The following is a 20,708-nucleotide window of genomic DNA, read 5'->3' as shown; positions in this document are numbered from 1 at the left end:
GAATAAAATGGTAGAAAAACGTTTCCAGCCGCTGGCACGCGACGCCATGGCCTACGTTCTTGCCGGGGGCCGAGGCAGTCGATTGAAAGAATTGACCGATCGCCGCGCCAAGCCGGCCGTCTACTTCGGCGGCAAGACCCGCATCATCGATTTCGCCCTCTCCAACGCGCTCAATTCCGGTATTCGCCGCATCGGTGTCGCCACCCAGTACAAGGCGCACTCGCTGATCCGCCACATGCAGCGCGGCTGGAACTTCTTCCGCCCGGAGCGAAACGAGAGTTTCGATATTCTGCCGGCTTCGCAGCGCGTGTCGGAAACGCAATGGTATGAAGGCACCGCCGACGCCGTCTACCAGAACATCGACATCATCGAGCCCTACGGCCCGGAATACATGGTCATCCTTGCCGGCGACCATATTTACAAGATGGACTATGAATGGATGCTGCAGCAGCACGTCGATTCAGGCGCCCAGGTCACCATCGGCTGCCTCGAAGTGCCGCGCATGGAAGCCGTCGGCTTCGGTGTCATGCATGTCAACGAGAAGGACGAGATCATCGATTTCGTCGAAAAGCCCGCTGATCCACCCGGTATCCCGGGCAATCCGGATTTCGCGCTGGCCTCGATGGGCATCTATGTCTTCCACACGAAGTTCCTGATCGAATGCCTGAAGCGCGACGCTGCGGACCCGAATTCCAGCCGAGACTTTGGCAAGGACATCATCCCCTACATCGTCAAGAACGGCAAAGCCGTCGCACACCGCTTCACGCAGTCCTGCGTCCGCTCCGATTTCGAGCGGGAGGCTTACTGGCGCGATGTCGGCACGATCGATGCCTACTGGCAGGCGAATATCGACCTGACCGCCGTGGTGCCGGAGCTCGACATCTACGACAAGTCTTGGCCGATCTGGACCTATGCGGAAATCAGCCCGCCGGCCAAATTCGTCCATGACGACGAAGATCGCCGCGGTTCGGCCGTCTCCTCGGTGGTTGCAGGTGACTGCATCATCTCCGGTGCCAGCCTCTATAACAGCCTGCTGTTCACCGGCGTGCGTGCCAATTCCTACTCCAAGCTGGAGGGGGCGGTGGTGCTGCCGGGCGTGAAGGTCGGTCGCCGCGCGCAGCTCAAGAATGTCGTCATCGACCATGGCGTCACCATTCCGGAAGGCCTGATCGTCGGGGAGGATCCGGAGCTGGATGCCAAGCGCTGGCGTCGTACGGAAAGCGGCATCTGCCTGATCACCCAAACGATGATCGACAAGCTGGATTTGTAACTTATGAAGGTTCTCTCGGTATCGTCCGAAGTCTTCCCCTTGATCAAGACAGGGGGGCTGGCCGATGTGGCCGGCGCCCTGCCAATCGCATTAAAGCCCTTTGGCATCGACACCAAGACCCTGATCCCGGGCTATCCCGCGGTCATGAAGGTCATTCGCAAGCCGGTCGCCCGCCTCGAATTCGCCGACCTGCTCGGCGAGAAGGCGACCGTGCTGGAAGTCGAGCACGCCGGCATTTCCTTCCTCGTGCTGGATGCGCCGGCTTACTACAACCGCACCGGCGGCCCGTATGTCGATGCGACCGGTAAGGACTATCCGGACAATTGGCGGCGTTTCGCCGCTCTGTCGCTGGCTGGCGCGGAAATAGCCGCAGGCCTGCTGCCGGGCTGGCGGCCGGATCTGGTGCATGCGCATGATTGGCAGTCGGCGATGGTGCCGGTCTACATGCGCTACTATCCCACGCCGGAGCTGCCGAGCGTACTCACTATCCACAACATCGCGTTTCAGGGCCAGTTCGGCTCCGATATCTTCCCCGGCCTGCGCCTGCCGGCGCACGCCTTTTCCGTGGAGGGGGTCGAATATTACGGCGACGTCGGCTTTCTGAAGGGCGGACTGCAGACGGCTCATGCCCTGACCACCGTCAGCCCGTCCTACGCTGAGGAAATTCTGACGCCGCAATTCGGCATGGGCCTCGAAGGCGTTATCGCCAGCAGGGCGAACAGCCTGCACGGCATCGTCAACGGCATCGACGATGACGTCTGGAATCCGGCAACCGATGCGATGATCGAGCAGACCTACAGCGCCACGACGCTGAAGGACCGCGCCGCGAACCGCCAACGCGTGGTCGAACATTTCGGCTTAGATGTCGATGATGGCCCGATTTTCTGTGTCGTCAGCCGTCTGACCTGGCAGAAGGGCATGGACCTTCTGGCGAGCATCGCTGGCGAGATCGTCCAAATGGGCGGCAAGCTTGCAATCCTCGGCGCCGGCGACGCTGCGCTGGAAGGCGCGCTATTTGCCGCAGCCGGCCGACACCGCGGCCGTGTCGGCGTCTCGGCCGGCTATAACGAGCCCATGTCGCATCTGCTGCAGGCCGGTAGCGACGCCATTATCATCCCCTCGCGCTTCGAACCCTGTGGTCTCACGCAGCTTTATGGCTTACGCTATGGCTGCCTGCCGATCGTCGCACGGACGGGCGGCCTTAACGATACCGTTATCGACGCCAACCATGCCGCGCTCCAGGCGAAAGTCGCGACCGGCATCCAGTTTTCGCCCGTTACCGCCGAAGGACTGCTGCAAGCCATGCGCCGTGCCATGCACCTTTTTCAAGACCGAAAGGTCTGGACGCAGATGCAAAAGCAGGGCATGAAATCCGACGTATCCTGGGGCAGGAGCGCAGAACGCTATGCCGCTCTCTACTCCAGTCTAGTCTCGAGAGGCGCTTAACCCGATGATTAAAACCGTATCCACCACCCCCTACACGGATCAGAAACCCGGCACCTCCGGCCTGCGAAAGAAGGTTCCCGAATTCCAGCAGCCGAATTACGCGGAGAACTTCATCCAGTCGATTTTCGATTCGCTCGAGGGCTATCAGGGCAAGACCCTGGTCATCGGCGGCGACGGTCGCTACTACAATCGCGAGGTCATCCAGAAGGCCATCAAGATGGCCGCCGCAAATGGCTTCGGCAAGGTGATGGTCGGCAAGGGCGGTATCCTCTCGACGCCTGCTGCCTCGAACATCATCCGCAAATACAAGGCCTTCGGCGGCATCATCCTGTCGGCCAGCCACAATCCCGGCGGCCCGACCGAAGATTTCGGCATCAAATACAATATCGGCAATGGCGGCCCCGCGCCTGAAAAGATCACCGACGCTATTTTTGAGCGCACCAAGGTTATCGACAACTACAAGATCGCCGACTTTCCAGATATCAACCTCGATCGCATCGCTCGCGAAGATGTCGGCGGCATGATCGTTTCGGTCATCGATCCGGTCGAAGATTACGCTGCCCTCATGGAGGAGCTGTTCGATTTCGGCGCGATCCGCAATCTCATCAGCCTCGGCTTCCGCATCTGTTTCGACGCGATGAGCGCCGTTACCGGCCCCTATGCCAAGGAAATCTTCGAGATCCGTCTCGGCGCGCCAGACGGCTCGGTGCGTAATTTCCTGCCGCTGCCCGATTTCGGCGGCCATCACCCGGACCCGAACCTCGTCCACTGCAAGGAACTCTACGACGAGATGATGGGAGACGATGCGCCCGATTTCGGCGCGGCATCGGATGGTGACGGCGACCGCAACCTCATCATCGGCAAGGGCATCTACGTCACGCCGTCCGACAGCCTGGCGATCCTGGCAGCCAACGCCAATCTCGCGCCCGGCTATTCGCACGGCATTGCCGGCATTGCCCGCTCCATGCCAACAAGCGGTGCTGCGGACCGCGTTGCTGAAAAGCGCGGCGTCGGCATCTACGAAACGCCGACCGGCTGGAAATTCTTCGGCAACCTGCTCGACGCCGGCATGGCGACGATCTGCGGCGAGGAGAGCTCCGGCACCGGCTCGAACCACGTTCGCGAGAAGGATGGGGTATGGGCCGTATTGCTCTGGCTGAACATTCTGGCCGTGCGCGGTGAAAGCGTCATCGATATCGTGACGCAACATTGGGCCACCTACGGCCGCAACTATTATTCCCGCCACGATTACGAGGGCGTCGATACCGATGCCGCCAACGGCCTGATCACCGCTCTGCGCGAGAAGCTGCCGACCCTGGCCGGCACGAAATACGGCGACCTCACGGTTTCCGCCGCTGACGACTTCGCCTATCACGATCCTGTCGACAAGTCCGCCAGCCAGCATCAGGGCATCCGCATCCTGTTCGAGGGCGGTTCCCGCGTCGTCTTCCGCCTCTCCGGCACCGGCACAACGGGCGCGACGCTGCGCGTCTATATCGAGCGTTACGAACCGGATTCGACCCGCCACAATATCGAGACGCAGGAAGCGCTGGCAGACCTCATCGCCGCCGCACAGGCGATTGCCGACATCAAGGGCCATACCGGCCGCGATGCGCCGACGGTTATTACCTGAACCGATGACCTAAACACCTTCTCCCCGCATATGCGGGGAGAAGGCGTCCAGCCGCGTCCGAATGCAGTGCGGCGGCGATCAGCCTGAGAGACCTTCTAAAAATTCGCCGCACCAAAGTTCAGTCTTTCAAGTCTAGAGCATGTCGCGCAAAAATGTGCAGCGGTTTTGCGGCTACGATATGCGTGAAATCAAAGAGCTAAAGCGTGTGAAGCGCATCTGAAAGATCGCTACGCGCTTTAACCTCTCCCGCTAGCAGGGAGAGCGAACTGCCTCTAGCGATCCGGAAAGCCCTCGAGACATGTCAGATCAGACAATCCGTTCTCCCCTTGGCGCTACCCTCACAGATGCCGGCGTTGAGTTCGCCGTCACCTCCAGGTGCGCAGAACGCATCGAACTCTGCGTGTTCGATGCGGAGGGCAAGAAGGAGGTTCTGCGCCTGCCATTCACCCGGGATGGCGACGAGCATCGCCTGTTCGTCAAGGGCGCCAAACAGGGGATGCGCTATGGCTTGCGCGCCCACGGCACCTATGATCCCGATCAAGGCCTTTGGTTCGACCCGTCCAAATTGCTGATCGACCCCTATGCCAAGGAGTTGGATCGACCGTTTCAATACGATCCGCGTCTCGGCATCGTCGGCGAAGACACGCAAGACCTGATGCCGAAGGCGATCGTCTCACGCGACATGGCCGTTGCCTTGACGAAGCCGCTGTTCCAGGCGGGTGGCCTGATCTATGAGATCGCCGTCAAGCCCTTCACCGCGCTGCACCCCGATGTACCGGCCAAGCAACGCGGCACCGTCGCCGCCCTCGCCCATCCCTCGATAATTGCCCACCTTAAACGCCTGCAGGTGGATGCGGTGGAGTTGATGCCGATCACTGCCTGGATCGACGAACGACACCTGCCGCCGCTCGGTCTCACCAATGGCTGGGGCTACAATCCGGTCGGCTTCATGGCGCTCGATCCGCGGCTCGCCCCCGGTGGCGTGAAAGAATTGCGCGAGACCGTCGCCGCTCTTCACGCCGAAGGCATCGCGGTTATCCTCGATCTCGTCTTCAACCATACCGGCGAAAGTGACCGCCACGGGCCGACGCTTTCGCTGCGTGGCCTCGACAGCCCCACCTACTTCCGCCACCTGCCGGATCGACCCGGCACGCTGGTCAACGACACCGGCACCGGCAACACCGTCGCCTGCGACCAGCCGGCGACACGCAGGCTGGTCATCGATAGCCTCCGCCACTTCGTCCAGCATGCCGGCATCGACGGCTTCCGCTTCGATCTCGCCACGGTGATCGGGCGCGGCGGCAACGGGTTTGATCCTGACGGCATGACGCTGCGCACCATGCTGGCGGACGAGGTACTTCGGGATCGCATCCTGATAGCCGAGCCTTGGGACATCGGTCCGGGCGGCTACCAGCTGGGGAGCTTCCCGGCACCCTTCCTCGAATGGAACGATCGCGCCCGCGACGACTTGCGCCGCTTCTGGCGTGGCGACGCAGGGATCGGCGGGCTCGCAACGATTCTTGCCGGCTCCTCTTCCATCTTCGGCCGCGACGGACGCACACAGACCCGCAGTGTCAACTTCCTCGCGGCCCATGACGGCTTCACGCTGATGGATCTCGTTTCCTACGAGAACAAACACAATGAGGCCAATGGCGAGAACAATCGCGACGGCCACAATGAGAATTACTCCTGGAACAATGGCGTTGAGGGAAAGACGGACAATCAGTCTATCCTGAACAAGCGCCGCGCCGATATCGAAGCCATGCTTTCGACCCTGTTTGCCACACGCGGCACGATCATGCTGACCGCAGGCGACGAGGCTGGGCGCAGCCAGCAGGGCAACAACAACGCCTATTGCCAGGACAACGCCATCACCTGGATGGACTGGACGACGCTGGACGAGGAACTGATCGGCCATACCGCCTGGCTCGCCGGCCTGCGCCGCCGCTTCTCCGCCTTTGCCGATATGGACTTCTTCAAGGGCGATGGCGACGTGCTGTGGTTCTCGGCGGCCGGCAAGCCGATGTCGGTGCCGGATTGGGAAGCGCCTGACGCCGGCATGCTCGGCATGGCGATCCGGACCGAGGATCGCGCCAATGGCCAAACGACGCGCCTTGCCATGCTGTTCAACCGCTCCACGGTAGAACTCGGCGCCGCGCTGCCGACCTCGGAAAGAGGCGGCTGGTCGCGGCTGACGGCGTCAGACGAGACGCCCGCCGGAGAGCACATCGCCATCCCTGCCCGTACCGTCTGTTTCTTCGTCGAATCCTGATCCTCGTTGCACTTTCCGTTCCGATTCGCCAGAAAGGGTCAGTGGCCACCAGAGCCGGATGATTTTAGGTCAACTCGACTTAAAATCATCCGGCTCTGGAATAAAAGAGGCAGAGCATGATATCGCCCGAAAACCGTGCACACTTTTCGGCATCATGCTCTTGAACTGACGAGGATGGAATGCCCGGCGACATATCGCTTGCTGAGATCATGAAACTTGCGGGAACGGAAATCGGCATTTCCGATTGGATCGTCGTGGACCAGACGATGATCGACACCTTCGCCGATGCCACGCTCGATCATCAGTTCATTCACGTCGACCCCGAGCGCGCCAGAGCGGAAACGCCCTATGGCGGCACCATCGCCCACGGCTTCCTGACGCTCTCTTTACTTTCAGCAATGAACTATAGCGGTCTGCCGAAGATCCGCGAACAGACCATGGGCATCAACTACGGCTTCGAGAAAATCCGCTTCATGTCGCCGGTCAAATGCGGCGCGCGGGTGCGCGGACGCTTCCTGCTTGCCGAAACGCGGCTGCGCGGCGCCAGCATGCTGATGCTCACGCACGACGTAACCGTTGAAATCGAGAACGAACGCAAGCCGGCGCTGACTGCGACATGGACGACCATATCGCAGTTCGATCCGAAGGACCGGCCCGAGGAGACTTAGAATTTCTTCAGGGCGGAGTGGATCTCCTCCCTGAGTACGATCACAAAAATCAGCGCAATTCCGCCTAAAACTTCGAGGATCTGGAATATTAACGCATGATATATGGAAATGGCATCAAAGGAAATTTTGCCGCCAATAACCAAATCAATTATATTGAGCAATGTTATTATAATTATAAAAAGCTTAAAGTAGTTTCGAAAACGATCAAAAGCGCTAAATTTACTTGATATCTCTGGCTGCGCACTTTCGTCACATCCTATTCCGGACCACGACTTGGAATCAGCTTCACGGCCATCTTTGTCAGAGCCCATGGGCAGAACCTTTGTGTCGCGCGTCCCAGTGCACGGGTTGAAGGCGAGCATTTCGACGCCGCCGATACAACCATTATGGGACCGAAACTGATGGCAGACAAGATCGATTGCCATCAGTTAAGGCTGTTATGTCGTGCTCCAATTTTGCGTTAGCTTTGCTCGGGAGAGCATGTCGAGCCTAAAGACCCGCATCCTCCGCAGCTTCGCTCAGAAGGCCGAAGGCATAATCGGAGAAGGAGCGCCAGACCTCGACGCGGAATGTTTCCTCGTCCAGCCGCAGTAACACGACTTCGACCTTGCCGAGCAACGTGCGCGAGCAAGCTCCGACCGGAAAGGCCTCGCGCGACAGATCCTGCGGGCAGCCGCCCGATATCGTCGCTTCGGCACCGGGGCCGGAGACGATGACAGCGGTATTGCGATGCGACACATCGGTCGCCGAGTGCAACACACCGGACGATGCAGTCGCGCCCATCAGATCGGCGCTGTTTTCATCGATGACAAGCCATTCGTCCGGACCGATCCAGAGCGCATGACGACCATTGTTGCTGGCTGAGGTTTTCGACCGGGTCGGTAATTGCAGGCCGAGCACATGCGAAAGGCCGCCGACGGAATCGGCTGGGGCACGCAATGCAATACGGCTTGCGGGAGCTGCAGCTGTCAGGCGAACCGCGGCGGAACCGCCATGGCGGCCGGCGAGTGGCAGTTTGCGGGTAGCGAGATCAGCCATTGATCCGGCCTCCTTCCTTGTCAAAGAACACCAGATCCGTCACTTCGACTGATATCGTCTTGTCGGGCATCGGCACATAGAGCGTCTTGCCTATGCGCTCGCGACCGCCGGCAACCAGCGCGAAGGCGATGGAGCGGCCGAGATTTTCCGACCAATAGGCCGAAGTGACATGACCGAGCATGGTCATCGGTTTCGGTTCGTTCGGGTCGGCGACGATCTGCGCGCCCTCCTCCAGCACCACCTTCGGATCGCGCGTGACGAGACCGACCAGTTGCTTGCGGCCTTCCTTGACGAGATCCGGCCGCTTCAGGCCGCGAATGCCGACGAAATCCGTCTTCTTCTTTGAGACGGCCCAGGCAAGCCCGGCATCGTCAGGCGTCACCGTACCATCCGTATCCTGGCCGACGATGATGTAGCCCTTTTCGGCGCGAAGGACGTGCATCGTCTCGGTGCCGTAGGCGCAAGCGCCCAGCGGCTCGGCGCGAGCCCAGACGGCTTCCAGAACCGACTGGCCGTAATCGGCCGGCACGTTGATTTCGTAACCGACTTCACCGGTGAAGGAGACGCGGAACAGCCGGGCCGGCACGCCGCAGACCTTGCACTCGGCCACGCTCATATGCGGGAAGGCCTCGTTGGACAGATCCTGCCCCTCGACGAGCGGCTCGATGATCTCTCGCGCCTTCGGTCCCTGCACGGCTATGACGGCCCACTGCTCGGTGGTCGAGGTCAGCCAGACTTTCAGATGCGGGAATTCGGTCTGCAGATAGTCTTCCATATGATGCAGCACACGCGGCGCACCGCCTGTTGTCGTCGTCACATGGAAACGATCGTCGGCCAGGCGTCCGACGACACCGTCGTCATAGACGAAGCCGTCTTCGCGCGTCATGATGCCGTAGCGGCAGCGGCCGGGCTTCAGCGTATCCCAGGCATTGGTGTAGATCAGGTTCAGGAACTCGGCTGCATCCGGCCCGACCACTTCGATCTTGCCGAGCGTCGAGGCATCGAACACGCCGGCCACCTCGCGCGCCGTACGGCATTCGCGATTGACGGCCTGATGCATCGTCTCGCCGGCACGCGGATAGAACCAGGCGCGCTTCCAGTTGCCGACATCTTCGAAGATCGCGCCGTGTGCCTCTTCCCAGGCATGCATCGGCGTCTTGCGGGCGGGATCGAAAAGGTGCCCGCGCGAATGGCTGATGAGTGTGCCGTAGGTGACAGGCGTGTAAGGCGCGCGGAAGGTGGTGAGACCGACCTGCGGAATGTCCTTGCCGAGCATCTCGGCGGCAATGGCCAGCCCGTGCATGTTGGAAAGCTTGCCCTGGTCGGACGCCATGCCGTTGGTGGTGAAGCGCTTGATGTGCTCGATGGAATGCATGCCTTCGCGCACGGCAAGGCGGATATCCTTAGCGCAGACATCGTGCTGGAAGTCGACGAAGGCCTTCGCATTCGTATCCGGCCCCGCACCCTCGGCAGCACCGATCATGCCGCCGGTCCATTCGAAGGCCTGCTCGGCGTGAAGCTGGATCTTCTCGCCGCCATTGGTGGCTCCGGTGGCGCGCGCCATCAGTTCGCCGGCTGCCAGCGATTCCTCGATTGCGGCTTGCAGCCCATCCGTTCCGTTGCAGGCGCCGACGGAAAGGCAATCCTGAACGTAAGTGCCCGGCAGGAAGCGCTGCTTCTCCGCCTCGAACTTCAGCTTGCCGCGCGACTGCGAGAACATGTGGACCGATGGCGTCCAGCCGGCCGAGACCAGCAGGGCGTCAATGGCAATCTTGCGGGTGGCGGAGCTGCCGTTGCGCGAAACAGTCATGGAGGAGACGCGCAGCTTGCCAGCGGTGTCGACGACGGCATAGTCAGTCATCACTTCGATGCCGAGCCGCTTTGCCTCGGCCAGAACGGCTTCGCCCGGACGGGCGCGGCTGTCGACGATGGCAACGACCGAGACACCGGCGCGCTTCAGATCGAATGCCGCCTCATAGGCGGAATCATGCGCCGTATAGACGCCGATCTTCGCACCGACGGCGACACCATAGTGATTGAGATAGGCCCGCGCGGCCGAAGCGAGCATGATACCCGGACGGTCGTTGTTCGGAAACACCATGTGGCGTTCGATGGCGCCGGTCGCCAGGATGACGCGCTTGGTGCGGACCTGCCAAAGACGCTCGCGCGGCAGATTGCGGCCCGGCTTTGCCAGATGGTCGGTTACCCGCTCGGCAAGGCCGAGGAAGTTGTGGTTGTAATAGCCAAAAGCCGTCGTGCGGGTCAGCACCTCGACATTCGGCATCGCCTTGAGCTTGGCGACGATAGCCTGCGCCCAGTCATACCCCTCGACGCCGTCGATCTTGACGCCGGTGTCGAAGCGCAGCGCGCCGCCGACATCAGACTGCTCGTCGCAGAAGATGACCTTCGCTCCGGTCTCGGCTGCGGCGAGCGCTGCGGAAAGACCAGCAACGCCGGCACCGACGACGAGAACGTCGCAATGGGCATAGCGGCTGGCGTAGTGATCCGGATCCTCTTCCGTCGGCGCGACGCCAAGGCCCGCAGCGCGGCGGATGAGCGGCTCATAAATATGCTTCCAGGCTGCCTTCGGCCACATGAAGGTCTTGTAGTAGAAGCCGGCGGCAAAGAAGGAAGACATCAGATTGTTGACGCCGCCGACATCGAAGGCGAGCGAGGGCCAACGGTTCTGCGATTGCGCCTTCATGCCGTCGAAGACTTCCTGCACGCTGGCGCGCACGTTCGGCTGCCTGCGCGCCGCATCGCGCGAGATATCGAGCAGTGCGTTCGGCTCTTCGGCCCCGGCCGATAGGATGCCGCGCGGACGGTGATACTTGAAGGAGCGGCCAACGAGATGAACGCCGTTGGCGAGCAGCGCGGAGGCGACGGTGTCGCCTTCGAGCGCGGTATAGCTCTTGCCGTCAAAGGTGAAGCGAGCGGTTCTGGCCGGCGTCAGACGTCCCTTGCCCGCGATACGATTGGCGCCGCTCATTCAGCAAATCCCTCTTTTTGTGCCGTCTGTTCTTGTTCGTTCTGATGCTGGGTTGCCGGCTCCGAAGCGCCGGGCTTCAGCGTTGCCAGATCCGGCCTCGGCTCGCCGGCCTTGTAGGTGCGGTAGAACTGATCGCTCACCGTGTCGCGCGCCGCATTGAAGAAGCGGCCGCAGCCATGAATGTGCCGCCAGCGCTCGAAAATCAGGCCCTTCGGATTGTCGCGCAGGAAGAAATATTCCTCGAATTCTTCATCCGAGATCCCGGCTATGTTGGCCGGCCGCACGATATGCGCATCGCCGGCATTGCGGAATTCGAGTTCCGAACGCTCTTCCTCACAATAGGGGCAGTAAATCAGCAGCATCGTTTTCTACCTGTGTTAAAGCTCGGTGCCCGAAAGGCTTGTGCCGGGAGGCTGGGCGCAGAGCCGCCGTCCCATGGTGACAAATGGTGTTATGCGCTTCAGCAGCGTCTCCAACGATCCGTAGGGTTTGAGTACGTTGGTCATTCCCAGATTGACCAGGCTCATGCCCAAAAGATCCGTGTCGATCGCAAATGCTCTCTTTGCCTCAGGCGTCTGCTCAGGCACGAAATAGACCGTCGGCTTTTTCAGCACCTTGACGCAGGCAAGCACGCCGCTTTCGGCCGTGAACGGCCAGTCCGCCTCGTCCTTTGCTTTGTGGATCACCTGCATGCGAACATCCTCGGCCCCTGGAAAGAGATCGTTGACTTCGGTCACAACCGCTCCTGCCGGCAATGAAAGGCCGACCGTAAGAACAATCCCGACCGCCGTCGGCATCAGTGCGCCACAGCAGCGGCTGCCGCTTCATCGATCAGACGACCGGTGCGGAAGCGATCCAGATTAAGTCCGGCATTGAACCGATGCGGCTCGTCGCGAGCGATAAGATGTGCGAAGAGATTGGCCGAACCCGGCGTCGCCTTGAAGCCACCCGTGCCCCAGCCGCAATTGACGTAAAGGCCCGGCACCGGCGTCTTCGACTGGATCGCCGAACGGTCCGGCGTGTTGTCGACGATACCGCCCCAGGAGCGCATCATCTTCACGCGGCGGAACATCGGGAAGAGCTCGCAGATCGCATCCAGCGTATGGGTGATGATCTGCAAACCGCCGGTCTGGCTGTAGGAATTATACTGGTCCGTGCCGGCGCCGATGACGAGCTCGCCCTTGTCGGACTGCGAGATATAAGCATGCACCGTGTTCGACATGACGACGCAGGGGAATATCGGCTTCAGCGGTTCGGACACGAGCGCCTGCAGCGGGCTCGATTGCAGCGGCACGCGTACGCCTGCCATCTGCATGACGACAGTCGTATGGCCGGCAGCCGAAACACCAATCTTCTTGGCGCCGATGAAACCCTTGCTGGTGTCGACACCGGTCACACGGCCATCCGGCCCGCGGCGAATGCCGGTCACTTCGCAATTCTGGATGATGTGGACGCCGCGGTCGGAAGCCGCGCGGGCAAAGCCCCACGCAACCGCATCGTGTCGCGCCGTGCCGCCGCGACGCTGCAGGGCAGCCCCGTTGATCGGATAGCGCGCCGTCTTCGAAATATCGAGCGGCGGACAATAGGCTTTCGCCTGTTCCGGCGTCAGCCATTCATTGTCGATGCCATAGAGGCGGTTGGCATGAATATGCCGCTTGAAGGACTGCTGGTCATGCACATTGTGCGACAGCATCATCACGCCGCGCGGCGAGTACATGACATTGTAATTGAGATCCTGAGACAGCCCCTCCCAGAGCTTCATCGAATGCTCGTAGATGTGCATGCTCTCTTCATAGAGATAGTTCGAGCGGATGATGGTCGTGTTGCGGCCGGTATTGCCGCCGCCGAGCCAGCCCTTCTCGATCACCGCGACATTGGTGATGCCATGCTCCTTGGCGAGATAGTAGGCCGCGCCCAAGCCATGACCGCCGGCGCCGACGATGATGACGTCATACTCCTTGCGCGGCTCCGGCGAGGTCCATTGAGCCTCCCAGCCCTTGTGAGCCCGCATCGCTTCCCGTGCCACGGCAAAAACCGAGTATTTACGCATTCGCCCTCAACTCCTTCAGGCAAGACGCCATTCTGTGGATCATACAAATCGCAAATCAGAAACCGACACAACGGCTCTTTTGCGACGCATTCAGGACCGGCTTTCGACACGGCTAAAAAGAATGAGCCGAACCATTCGAGGTGTTGGCATCCGCATGGCTGCATTCAACCCTCTGAGGAACAAACCATGGTATTGCGTCACGCGTAAAAAGAAGACACGCCGCAAGCAGATAAGACGAAGTCGCCAGAATTAAGAAAACGAGTTCCAAAACGGTTCCGTCGGCGTGGCCCCTATCGACGAGCATGCCGAAGCCACAACCAATGATGAACATCATCACGAATTGCGCGCCAAGCGTCGCCCAGCGCGCCCAGTTCAGCCGCCTGCGAACAACCAGCCAAACCCAGAAGATTTGGACGCAAAGAAACGCGACCTGTACAACTACATAGGCAAGCGGCGCTTCGGAAAAATGCTTGGCCCCCGCCTTATCCCAGTTCACGACCTGATTCATAAAAATCACCGCCATCCCGGCATATGTGAGGCGCTCGTAATACCGAACGCTCGTCGGCACGATCTGATCACTCATAGTTCCCCCTACTTGCGCTGGAGGTGGCAAACCTTCACCCGACCGCCATGACCATCCTTGCGCCAGACGCATCCTTCTCTGTGCGGCTTCAGGTTGTAGAGATAGATTTTAGCACGGTGTTTTCTGTCGAAAGTCTGGTTCGAAAAATCGTGGCCACCGACCCGGACATTCTTGCCGAAGCGTACCTCGCCGGCCGCGGCCGGCAAGAGCATTGACGCCAGAACGACGCCGACAAGCATCGCAGTGAGCATCAGCGCCATGAACCCTTTCCTATCTCCTGCTAGATGGCGTGAATCCATAGCGTGCTCCCCCTCCGCATTCGCCAACCGTGGAATCAGGCTGCCGCCTCATTGCGAATGAGAGCCGACATGCTGACGTTTCAAGCAAGCGCGCCGCTTCCAAAAGACGCGCAGGTTCAAGCCTACACCCTATGGTGGGAACAGCATAATCAGGCCAATTCAATGCTCGACAAACCGCTTTTTCCTCTGCAAACTCACGATCTGGCTAGACTTTGACAAACCGATCTGCTATCTCGCCTAACCAATCGCAAGGCTACGGCTGCGCGAACGTTATATTTTTGCCTCCAGGCGCTGCCGTCGCCGTTGGCATCAACCAAACCAAAGGAACGTGATTCTCGTGCAGGTACTTGTCCGCGATAACAATGTCGACCAGGCTCTCCGCGCTCTCAAGAAGAAGATGCAGCGCGAAGGTATTTTCCGCGAAATGAAGATGCGCGACTATTACGAAAAGCCGTCGCAGAAGCGTGCTCGCGAAAAGGCTGAAGCTGTTCGTCGCGTTCGCAAGCTTGCTCGCAAGCGCGCTCAGCGCGAAGGCCTTGTTGCCAAGTAATCGCCGTTTTTTCGACGTTTTCAGATGCATGTGTGGCGGGGGCGAGTCGTTCGCCGCCGCCTTTTTGATTTATTCTCTGCGCAAATCGGATTAAATCAGAACAGCCTGATATGACGCATGGGGAAAGCGAACCCGATAATGGCAATGACGACTTTCGAAAAGTACCGCACTTCGAACTTCTCCTCCCGAGTTTCGAAGCAAGTCGCGGCCCTGCCAGTTTTGGCGATTCTTGCTGCAATCAGCCTTTCCGGCTGCCAGACGGCCTCCACCGATAGCGTCATCCGCATCGACAAGGCACAAGGCTCCTCGGAAAATATCGCTTCACTGACTTCGGTCATCAGTGCCAATCCGCAGGATCCGGAAGGCTACAACGTTCGCGGCACGGCGTATGGCCGCGGCGGGGATTTCAACCGTGCTCTCGGCGACTTCAATCAGGCGATCCAGCTCAATCCGAAATTCTACCAGGCCTATGCCAATCGCGCGCTCATCTACCGCAACATGGGCAAGCTGCCGGAAGCAATAGCGGACTACAATGCGGCGCTGCAGATCAACGGCAGTTACGATGTCGCCTATATCGGCCGCGGCAATCTCTATCGCCAGGCTGGCCGCGACAACGATGCCTTCAACGATTATTCCAAGGCCATCAGCCTCGGAACGACGGATGGCCGCGCCTATAACGGCCGCGGCGTGATCTTCCAGAAGCGCAATCAGCAGGACAAGGCGATCGACGATTTCTCGAAGGCGATCTCGTTGTCGCCGAACTCGCCCGAACCCTACAACAGCCGCGGCATTTCCTATCTCGCGCAGAATGACGACGACAACGCCTTCGCGGATTTCAATCATGCGATCGACCTGAACAACAAGGTCGCCGAATCCTGGGCAAATCAGGCTTTCGTCTACGAGCGCAAGGGCGACAAGGCGAAAGCCCGCCGCTCTTACCAGCACGCGGTCAATCTCGATCCCAATTATCAGCCGGCCAGAGACGGTCTGGCTCGCGTGGGCGGCGGGGCCTGATAGGAACCCGCATCCTGATGACATGTTCAGCCGCCGGCGATGCTTCGCCCGGCGGCTTTTCTTTGCTCCGATGAACGCATAGTCTTCAAGTCTCCCATCCGAACGAGACAGCGACATGCCCTCAGCCCAGAAAATCATCGTCATCGGCGCCGGAATCATCGGCGCCTCGATCGCCTGGCATCTTCAGCGTAAAGGCGCAGATGTCACGGTGGTTGCCGAAAAGGTCGGCGGCGTTGCGACCCCGAATTCTTTCGCCTGGATCAATGCGAGCTGGGGCAACCCGGAATTCTACTTCCACTTCCGTCGTCGTTCGATGGCCGAATGGTCGCGGCTTGCAAGAGAGCTGCCCGATCTGCCGCTCCGTTGGTGCGGTGGATTGTGCTGGGATCTCCCCGAGGCCGAACTGGACGCCTACGCAGCGCAACATCACGGCTGGGGCTATGGCCTCCAGCCGGTTAATCAGACCGCCAGCGCAATGATCGAGCCGAACCTTGCGGAGCCGCCGGAATATGCGCTGCATGTCGCCGAAGAGGGTGCCGTCGAGCCGGTTGCCGCCGCCGAGATTCTGCTGAAAGACGCAGGGAATCGGGGGGCAAGGCTATTGTCTGATATCGAGGTCAGACGCCTGTTGACGGAGAATGGCCGCGTCACCGGCGTCGAAACCAGCCAGGGGATCTTCCAAGCGGATCATGTCGTCCTCGCCGCCGGCGCCGGAACGGTGGCGCTTGCAGCATCCGCCGGCATCGACCTCCCGCTGGAAGCACCGCCAGGCCTGATCGTTCATTCCCGCCCTGCACCAAAACTGCTGAACGGCCTCGTCATGGCGCCTGAGTTGCACATGCGTCAGACGGTGGAGGGACGCATCATCGCGGGCAGCGATTTCGGCGGCACCGATCCCGCCGGCGATCCGGAAGGGGCAGCCGACGAGCTGTTCGGCAAGGTCAAGGCGGCACTGAAGGGTGGCGAGGCGCTGGCGCTGGATTTTCACACGGTCGGCTACCGCCCGACACCGAAGGACGGCCTGCCCATCCTCGGAAGCGTCGATGCTCAACCCGGCCTTTATCTGGCGGTTCTCCATTCCGGGGTGACGCTGGCGCCTTTAGTCGGGCTGCTTGCCGCCGAGGAGATGCTTGATGGTGCGAGTTTGCCGCAGCTTTCCGCGTTCCGCCTTTCTCGCTTTGCTTGATCAGACGGACATCGCGGTTGTCGAGGCGGCCGAAACAAATCGCTATGGTCGTAAATATCGGGGATCGCTTATGATTTCGCAGCAATGACTTTTCAGATGTTGCAAGGTAATTTACGGGGCCCTAACATGGGTGCCTAAAGAGCATGTAGCTCGGGTCTAAGCATGGGGGCGCTTGGCATGATGACCAGAACCATTATTTCCGCTTCTGCCAGCGTGGTCGATAGATCCGGAGATCTGACCTGCTGATCGCTCCATGAGGAAGCCGCACTTCCCAAAAGCGTCGATTGGAGCCTATCTGATCGCCATCGCCTTGGCGATCGCTTTGCCTATCCTGGCCTTTGTCGCTCTACTCCTCGTCCAGCTCGAAGACAATGAACGCGACGCCCTGAAGGGCGATACTGTCCAAGCAGCTCAAGGTCTGGCGCGCGTTATCGACCGGCAATTGCAGGACATGGCAACCACGCTGCGGCTGCTTTCCTCTTCGCCGGAGCTGGAAACCAATGACATCGCTACCTTCTTCGCCCGGACGGAGACGGTTTTGCGAACCGATTCGCTCTTCGTGCTGCTCATGGAAAAGGACGGCCAGATTCGGTTGAATACCCGCTGGCCTCTCGGCAAGGCGCTCGGTAAGACGGGCAATATGCCCGCGCTGCAATCGGCGCTGGATTCCGGACGCATCGAGACCTCCGATGTCTTCGTGGCCTCAACCGCACGACGTTGGGTATACAACGTCACTTTGCCGCTCGAGCATTCCCCGGCCGGCGCCGCCCTGGCTATCACCCAGGATGCCAACGACCTTGCCAAACTCGTGACGACGGAGGCGTTGCCGCCGGGTTGGTCGGCTGCTGTCATCGACAAGTCCGGCCATGTCGTCGCGGCCAGCGGCCCGACGATCCATGCACCGGGCGATGCTTTCAACAAGGAGATCCTGTCGAAGCTGATTGCATCCAGCGGCGTCTATCAGGATGAGAAGGTCCTGCCACGCTCTCTGCTTGGCTACGCGCAGATCTCCGGCTGGTCATGGAAGGCAGTGGTCTGGGGGCCGATCGCCTCGGCGCAGTCTTCTCTGATGAGCACCTGGCGCTTTCTCATCTATGGCGGTGTCACGCTGCTGCTGATCGCGCTGATTGCCGTCTACGCACTGGCAAGGCAGGTGCGCATCACCATACAGAGCATCGCCGACATGGCCGATCGCATGGGCCGCGGCGAGATTGTCGCTCCGATCGACACCAGCGTTGTCGAAGCCAACCAGGTGGCAGTCGCACTCTCCAACGCCTCTTTCGACCGCAGCGTCACGGAAGATCGGCTCCATTTCGTCATGCACGAACTCGTGCACCGCACCAAGAACCTGCTGGCGCTCGCCCAGGCGATGACACGCCAACTCGCGCGGCAGACGGACAGCGTCGACACGTTCCAGCGAGCGGTCGCAGACCGATTGGAAGGGCTCGCCCGTTCGATAGAAGTGCTGACCAGCGAACAATGGTCCGGCGTCTCGCTGCGGCGAGTGATCGACATCCATCTCGCGACCTTTCTGCAGGCGCCGCAGCAGCTCGACGTGCAAGGCAACGATTTCCTGCTGAAGCCCGAGGCCGTTCAGAATCTCGGACTCGTCCTGCACGAGCTGGCAACCAATTCGGTGAAATACGGTGCGCTTTCCGCACCCGAAGGCAAGATCAAAATCGAATGGGCAAATGAGATCGGTGAAAACGGGCCGATGATCCGCTTCGTCTGGAGCGAAAGTGGCGGCCCCGAGGTCAAGCAGCCAACCGAAGCCGGCTTTGGCACCACCGTCACCAAGGTCCATGCCGCCGCCGCCTTCGGAGGCAATGTGGACATAGACTTCCGCCCAACCGGTCTCGTCTGGACGCTGCTCTCCCCGCGCAGCATGATGGAACGCGAACGTAGCTGACGCCTATGTCTGGGCGACGGTTGCTTCGGCGCGCGCAAGCAGCACCGCGCGCTCCTTGCTGTTTCCCGTCATCTCGGCGGCGCGGTGAAACTCGACGCGAGCCTCCGCGGTTCGTCCGAGTTTCTCCAAAAGATCGCCGCGCACGGTCGGTAGCAAATGTGACTCCCTCAGGCGCGGCTCGTCTTTCAATGCATCGACGATGACAAGCCCTTGCGCGGCTCCGAACGCCATGCCGACGGCGACCGCTCGGTTAAGCTCGACGATCGGCGACGGGGCGGCCAGAGCCAACGCCTGGTAATAGGCGGCGATGGCGATCCAGTCGGTTTCGGCGGCGGTCGTGGCCCGGGAATGACATGCCGCGATCATCGCCTGCAGTAGATATGGACCGGGCATTGGTGTGAGGAGCAACGCACGGCTCAGATGATCGAGGCCACTGCGGATGAGCGACCAGTTCCACCGACTGCGGTCCTGATCGAGCAGCAGGATCGGATTGCCCGCGTCGTCGGTCCGGGCCGCGAAGCGCGAAGCCTGCAACTCCATAAGCGCGAGCAGCCCCAGCACCTCCGGCTCGTTGGACATCAGTGCCGCCAGCGATCGCCCGAGGCGCAATGCCTCGCCGCACAAATCGTCCCGCAACCAATGCGGCCCTTGCGTCGCGACATATCCCTCATTGAAGATGAGGTAGACCACTTCCAGCACGGCCGCGAGACGCTCCCTTCGCTCCTCGCCGCGTGGCGTCTCGAACTCAAGACCAGCCTCGCGCAGCGTCCTCTTGGCGCGAACGATGCGTTGGGCAACGGTGGCCTCGGGCAACAGAAATGCATGACCGATTTCCTGGGTGGAGAGGCCGCCCAGCAGCCGCAGGGCTAGAGCCGCGCGTTGTTCGGGCGGCAATACCGGATGGCAGGCGGTGAAGATCAACCGCAGCAGGTCGTCATCGATATCTTCATCCAGCAGGGCCTCGATATCGGGCATCGCGCGCTCAAGTTCGGCAAGATCGATCGTGAATTCGCGATTCTTGCGGTCGATCAGCGTAGTGCGACGCAACCGGTCAAGCGCGCGGTTCTTCGCAACCTGTGTCAGCCACGCCGCCGGGTTGCGCGGGATACCATCTTGGGGCCAGCGTTCTAGGGCCAGCACGAAGGCATCCTGCGCGATCTCCTCGGCGAGCCCGATGTCTCGCAGCAAGCGGTTCAGCCTGGCGGCGAGCTTTGGCTGCTCGATCCGCCAGACCGCCTCGATGGCACCGGAGGTGGTCACCCCTTCAGCTCGCTGAAGCCTGCAGCCGCCTTCTGCACATCCTCGGGGAAATCGCTCATCTCCTGAATGCGACGAACCTCGATGGTGGCGTTTTCTCCTGCGGGGCAACGACGCGCCCACTCGATGGCCTCGTCGCGCGAGCGCACATCGATGATCCAATAGCCACCCAGCACCTCCTTGACCTCGGCGAAGGGACCATCGACGACGGTAGGCTTTCCGCCCTTGAAGCTCACCCGCGCGCCGGAAGCCGGAGGATGCAGCCCTTCGAGCGCCAGGAGCACGCCGGCCTTCTTCAGCTCTTCATTATATTTCATCATCGCTTCGATCGCCTCCAGGCTGGGCAAGGCATCGGGCGCGGCAGAAGCGTAGCCGTCGGGAATCATCAGCATCATGAATCGCATGAGTTCTGTCTCCTTGATTGGTTAGAACATAGCACACGACGAACGAGACACCGCGAAATCGACGGCAGCTCATAAATAGATCTGACTTTTTTGAAGAACGAGACGCGCAGAGCGATAATCCCGATCGAGGGCTCCGCGCG

General features: G+C 60.6%; 20 protein-coding genes. 10 read left to right on the top strand and 10 right to left on the bottom strand.

Annotated features, from left to right (window positions below; translation table 11 throughout):
- Positions 1 to 7 precede the first annotated feature (7 nt).
- From glgC to ACIQJ2_RS22145, 5 genes are all read left to right on the top strand, one after another.
- Complete coding sequence (glgC, locus tag ACIQJ2_RS22165; RefSeq protein ID WP_199093799.1) at positions 8 to 1,270, top strand: glucose-1-phosphate adenylyltransferase; 1,263 nt, start codon at positions 8 to 10, stop codon at positions 1,268 to 1,270.
- Positions 1,271 to 1,273: 3 nt separating this feature from the next.
- A complete protein-coding gene (gene glgA, locus ACIQJ2_RS22160; RefSeq protein ID WP_400671999.1) occupies positions 1,274 to 2,716 on the top strand; it encodes a glycogen synthase GlgA in 1,443 nt (480 codons plus the stop codon).
- Between the two features lie 4 nt (positions 2,717 to 2,720).
- Entirely contained in the window at positions 2,721 to 4,349 is a 1,629-nt protein-coding gene (locus ACIQJ2_RS22155; RefSeq protein ID WP_400672002.1) for an alpha-D-glucose phosphate-specific phosphoglucomutase, read from the top strand.
- 298 nt (positions 4,350 to 4,647) lie between these two features.
- Positions 4,648 to 6,621 carry a glycogen debranching protein GlgX gene (gene glgX, locus ACIQJ2_RS22150; RefSeq protein WP_400672004.1) on the top strand — a complete coding sequence of 658 codons (1,974 nt, stop codon included), beginning with the start codon at positions 4,648 to 4,650 and terminating at the stop codon, positions 6,619 to 6,621.
- Between the two features lie 179 nt (positions 6,622 to 6,800).
- Positions 6,801 to 7,289, top strand: coding sequence for a MaoC family dehydratase (locus tag ACIQJ2_RS22145; protein ID WP_400672007.1), 489 nt, complete (start codon positions 6,801 to 6,803; stop codon positions 7,287 to 7,289).
- On the opposite strand, the gene ACIQJ2_RS22140 is transcribed toward ACIQJ2_RS22145, so the two are convergent.
- From ACIQJ2_RS22140 to ACIQJ2_RS22105, 8 genes are all read right to left on the bottom strand, one after another.
- Positions 7,286 to 7,714: a hypothetical protein gene (locus tag ACIQJ2_RS22140; protein ID WP_400672009.1), complete on the bottom strand. Its 429-nt coding sequence runs from the start codon at positions 7,712 to 7,714 to the stop codon at positions 7,286 to 7,288. The genes ACIQJ2_RS22145 and ACIQJ2_RS22140 overlap by 4 nt on opposite strands.
- Positions 7,715 to 7,778: 64 nt before the next feature.
- Positions 7,779 to 8,327, bottom strand: coding sequence for a sarcosine oxidase subunit gamma (locus ACIQJ2_RS22135; protein ID WP_400672012.1), 549 nt, complete (start codon positions 8,325 to 8,327; stop codon positions 7,779 to 7,781).
- Positions 8,320 to 11,316, bottom strand: coding sequence for a sarcosine oxidase subunit alpha (locus ACIQJ2_RS22130; protein ID WP_400672015.1), 2,997 nt, complete (start codon positions 11,314 to 11,316; stop codon positions 8,320 to 8,322). The genes ACIQJ2_RS22135 and ACIQJ2_RS22130 overlap by 8 nt, the downstream gene beginning before the upstream one ends.
- Positions 11,313 to 11,678: a sarcosine oxidase subunit delta gene (locus tag ACIQJ2_RS22125; RefSeq protein WP_400672017.1), complete on the bottom strand. Its 366-nt coding sequence runs from the start codon at positions 11,676 to 11,678 to the stop codon at positions 11,313 to 11,315. The genes ACIQJ2_RS22130 and ACIQJ2_RS22125 overlap by 4 nt, the downstream gene beginning before the upstream one ends.
- Before the next feature lie 15 nt (positions 11,679 to 11,693).
- Positions 11,694 to 12,113, bottom strand: coding sequence for a hypothetical protein (locus tag ACIQJ2_RS22120; RefSeq protein WP_400672020.1), 420 nt, complete (start codon positions 12,111 to 12,113; stop codon positions 11,694 to 11,696).
- Positions 12,113 to 13,366, bottom strand: a complete 1,254-nt coding sequence (locus ACIQJ2_RS22115; protein ID WP_400672022.1) for a sarcosine oxidase subunit beta family protein — start codon at positions 13,364 to 13,366, stop codon at positions 12,113 to 12,115. Before ACIQJ2_RS22115 ends, ACIQJ2_RS22120 begins: the two co-directional genes overlap by 1 nt.
- Before the next feature lie 112 nt (positions 13,367 to 13,478).
- The gene (locus ACIQJ2_RS22110) at positions 13,479 to 13,949 is read right to left on the bottom strand and encodes a hypothetical protein (RefSeq protein ID WP_400672025.1); all 471 of its coding nucleotides are present in this window, start codon (positions 13,947 to 13,949) and stop codon (positions 13,479 to 13,481) included.
- An 8-nt stretch (positions 13,950 to 13,957) separates the two neighbouring features.
- Complete coding sequence (locus ACIQJ2_RS22105) at positions 13,958 to 14,209, bottom strand: hypothetical protein (protein ID WP_400672026.1); 252 nt, start codon at positions 14,207 to 14,209, stop codon at positions 13,958 to 13,960.
- A 108-nt stretch (positions 14,210 to 14,317) separates the two neighbouring features.
- Between ACIQJ2_RS22105 and ACIQJ2_RS22100 the strand changes: the two genes are divergently transcribed.
- The 5 genes from ACIQJ2_RS22100 to ACIQJ2_RS22080 all read left to right on the top strand — a co-directional run bounded on the left by ACIQJ2_RS22100 (position 14,318) and on the right by ACIQJ2_RS22080 (position 18,907).
- On the top strand, positions 14,318 to 14,464 hold the full coding sequence (locus ACIQJ2_RS22100) for a hypothetical protein (protein WP_400672028.1): 147 nt from the start codon (positions 14,318 to 14,320) through the stop codon (positions 14,462 to 14,464).
- A 121-nt stretch (positions 14,465 to 14,585) separates the two neighbouring features.
- Positions 14,586 to 14,798, top strand: coding sequence for a 30S ribosomal protein S21 (rpsU, locus tag ACIQJ2_RS22095; protein ID WP_004117638.1), 213 nt, complete (start codon positions 14,586 to 14,588; stop codon positions 14,796 to 14,798).
- A 138-nt stretch (positions 14,799 to 14,936) separates the two neighbouring features.
- Positions 14,937 to 15,812 carry a tetratricopeptide repeat protein gene (locus ACIQJ2_RS22090; protein WP_199144067.1) on the top strand — a complete coding sequence of 292 codons (876 nt, stop codon included), beginning with the start codon at positions 14,937 to 14,939 and terminating at the stop codon, positions 15,810 to 15,812.
- A gap of 115 nt (positions 15,813 to 15,927) precedes the next feature.
- A complete protein-coding gene (locus tag ACIQJ2_RS22085) occupies positions 15,928 to 16,998 on the top strand; it encodes an NAD(P)/FAD-dependent oxidoreductase (protein ID WP_400672031.1) in 1,071 nt (356 codons plus the stop codon).
- A gap of 253 nt (positions 16,999 to 17,251) precedes the next feature.
- Positions 17,252 to 18,907: a sensor histidine kinase gene (locus tag ACIQJ2_RS22080; RefSeq protein WP_199144064.1), complete on the top strand. Its 1,656-nt coding sequence runs from the start codon at positions 17,252 to 17,254 to the stop codon at positions 18,905 to 18,907.
- A gap of 3 nt (positions 18,908 to 18,910) precedes the next feature.
- On the opposite strand, the gene ACIQJ2_RS22075 is transcribed toward ACIQJ2_RS22080, so the two are convergent.
- Positions 18,911 to 20,167: an RNA polymerase sigma factor gene (locus tag ACIQJ2_RS22075; protein WP_400672033.1), complete on the bottom strand. Its 1,257-nt coding sequence runs from the start codon at positions 20,165 to 20,167 to the stop codon at positions 18,911 to 18,913.
- Positions 20,164 to 20,568, bottom strand: coding sequence for a YciI family protein (locus ACIQJ2_RS22070; RefSeq protein ID WP_199144060.1), 405 nt, complete (start codon positions 20,566 to 20,568; stop codon positions 20,164 to 20,166). Before ACIQJ2_RS22070 ends, ACIQJ2_RS22075 begins: the two co-directional genes overlap by 4 nt.
- Positions 20,569 to 20,708 lie beyond the last annotated feature (140 nt).

The sequence above is a fragment of the Rhizobium sp. NPDC092011 genome (genome assembly GCF_044756305.1).
In the GTDB taxonomy this organism is placed as follows: domain Bacteria; phylum Pseudomonadota; class Alphaproteobacteria; order Rhizobiales; family Rhizobiaceae; genus Rhizobium.
The sequence above is the reverse complement of the archived record's forward strand: the minus strand, read 5'-3'. Positions and strand labels throughout refer to the sequence as shown.

Coding starts and splice junctions, on each gene's coding strand:
- ACIQJ2_RS22155 (WP_400672002.1), top strand. CDS start 2,721: ATGATTAAAACCGTATCCACCACCCCCTACACGGATCAGAAACCCGGC.
- ACIQJ2_RS22090 (WP_199144067.1), top strand. CDS start 14,937: ATGGCAATGACGACTTTCGAAAAGTACCGCACTTCGAACTTCTCCTCC.
- ACIQJ2_RS22140 (WP_400672009.1), bottom strand. CDS start 7,714: ATGGCAATCGATCTTGTCTGCCATCAGTTTCGGTCCCATAATGGTTGT.
- ACIQJ2_RS22115 (WP_400672022.1), bottom strand. CDS start 13,366: ATGCGTAAATACTCGGTTTTTGCCGTGGCACGGGAAGCGATGCGGGCT.
- ACIQJ2_RS22135 (WP_400672012.1), bottom strand. CDS start 8,327: ATGGCTGATCTCGCTACCCGCAAACTGCCACTCGCCGGCCGCCATGGC.
- ACIQJ2_RS22070 (WP_199144060.1), bottom strand. CDS start 20,568: ATGCGATTCATGATGCTGATGATTCCCGACGGCTACGCTTCTGCCGCG.
- ACIQJ2_RS22120 (WP_400672020.1), bottom strand. CDS start 12,113: ATGCCGACGGCGGTCGGGATTGTTCTTACGGTCGGCCTTTCATTGCCG.
- ACIQJ2_RS22105 (WP_400672026.1), bottom strand. CDS start 14,209: ATGGCGCTGATGCTCACTGCGATGCTTGTCGGCGTCGTTCTGGCGTCA.
- ACIQJ2_RS22100 (WP_400672028.1), top strand. CDS start 14,318: ATGCTGACGTTTCAAGCAAGCGCGCCGCTTCCAAAAGACGCGCAGGTT.
- glgX (WP_400672004.1), top strand. CDS start 4,648: ATGTCAGATCAGACAATCCGTTCTCCCCTTGGCGCTACCCTCACAGAT.
- ACIQJ2_RS22085 (WP_400672031.1), top strand. CDS start 15,928: ATGCCCTCAGCCCAGAAAATCATCGTCATCGGCGCCGGAATCATCGGC.
- glgA (WP_400671999.1), top strand. CDS start 1,274: ATGAAGGTTCTCTCGGTATCGTCCGAAGTCTTCCCCTTGATCAAGACA.
- ACIQJ2_RS22145 (WP_400672007.1), top strand. CDS start 6,801: ATGCCCGGCGACATATCGCTTGCTGAGATCATGAAACTTGCGGGAACG.
- glgC (WP_199093799.1), top strand. CDS start 8: ATGGTAGAAAAACGTTTCCAGCCGCTGGCACGCGACGCCATGGCCTAC.
- ACIQJ2_RS22110 (WP_400672025.1), bottom strand. CDS start 13,949: ATGAGTGATCAGATCGTGCCGACGAGCGTTCGGTATTACGAGCGCCTC.
- ACIQJ2_RS22080 (WP_199144064.1), top strand. CDS start 17,252: ATGAGGAAGCCGCACTTCCCAAAAGCGTCGATTGGAGCCTATCTGATC.
- ACIQJ2_RS22130 (WP_400672015.1), bottom strand. CDS start 11,316: ATGAGCGGCGCCAATCGTATCGCGGGCAAGGGACGTCTGACGCCGGCC.
- ACIQJ2_RS22125 (WP_400672017.1), bottom strand. CDS start 11,678: ATGCTGCTGATTTACTGCCCCTATTGTGAGGAAGAGCGTTCGGAACTC.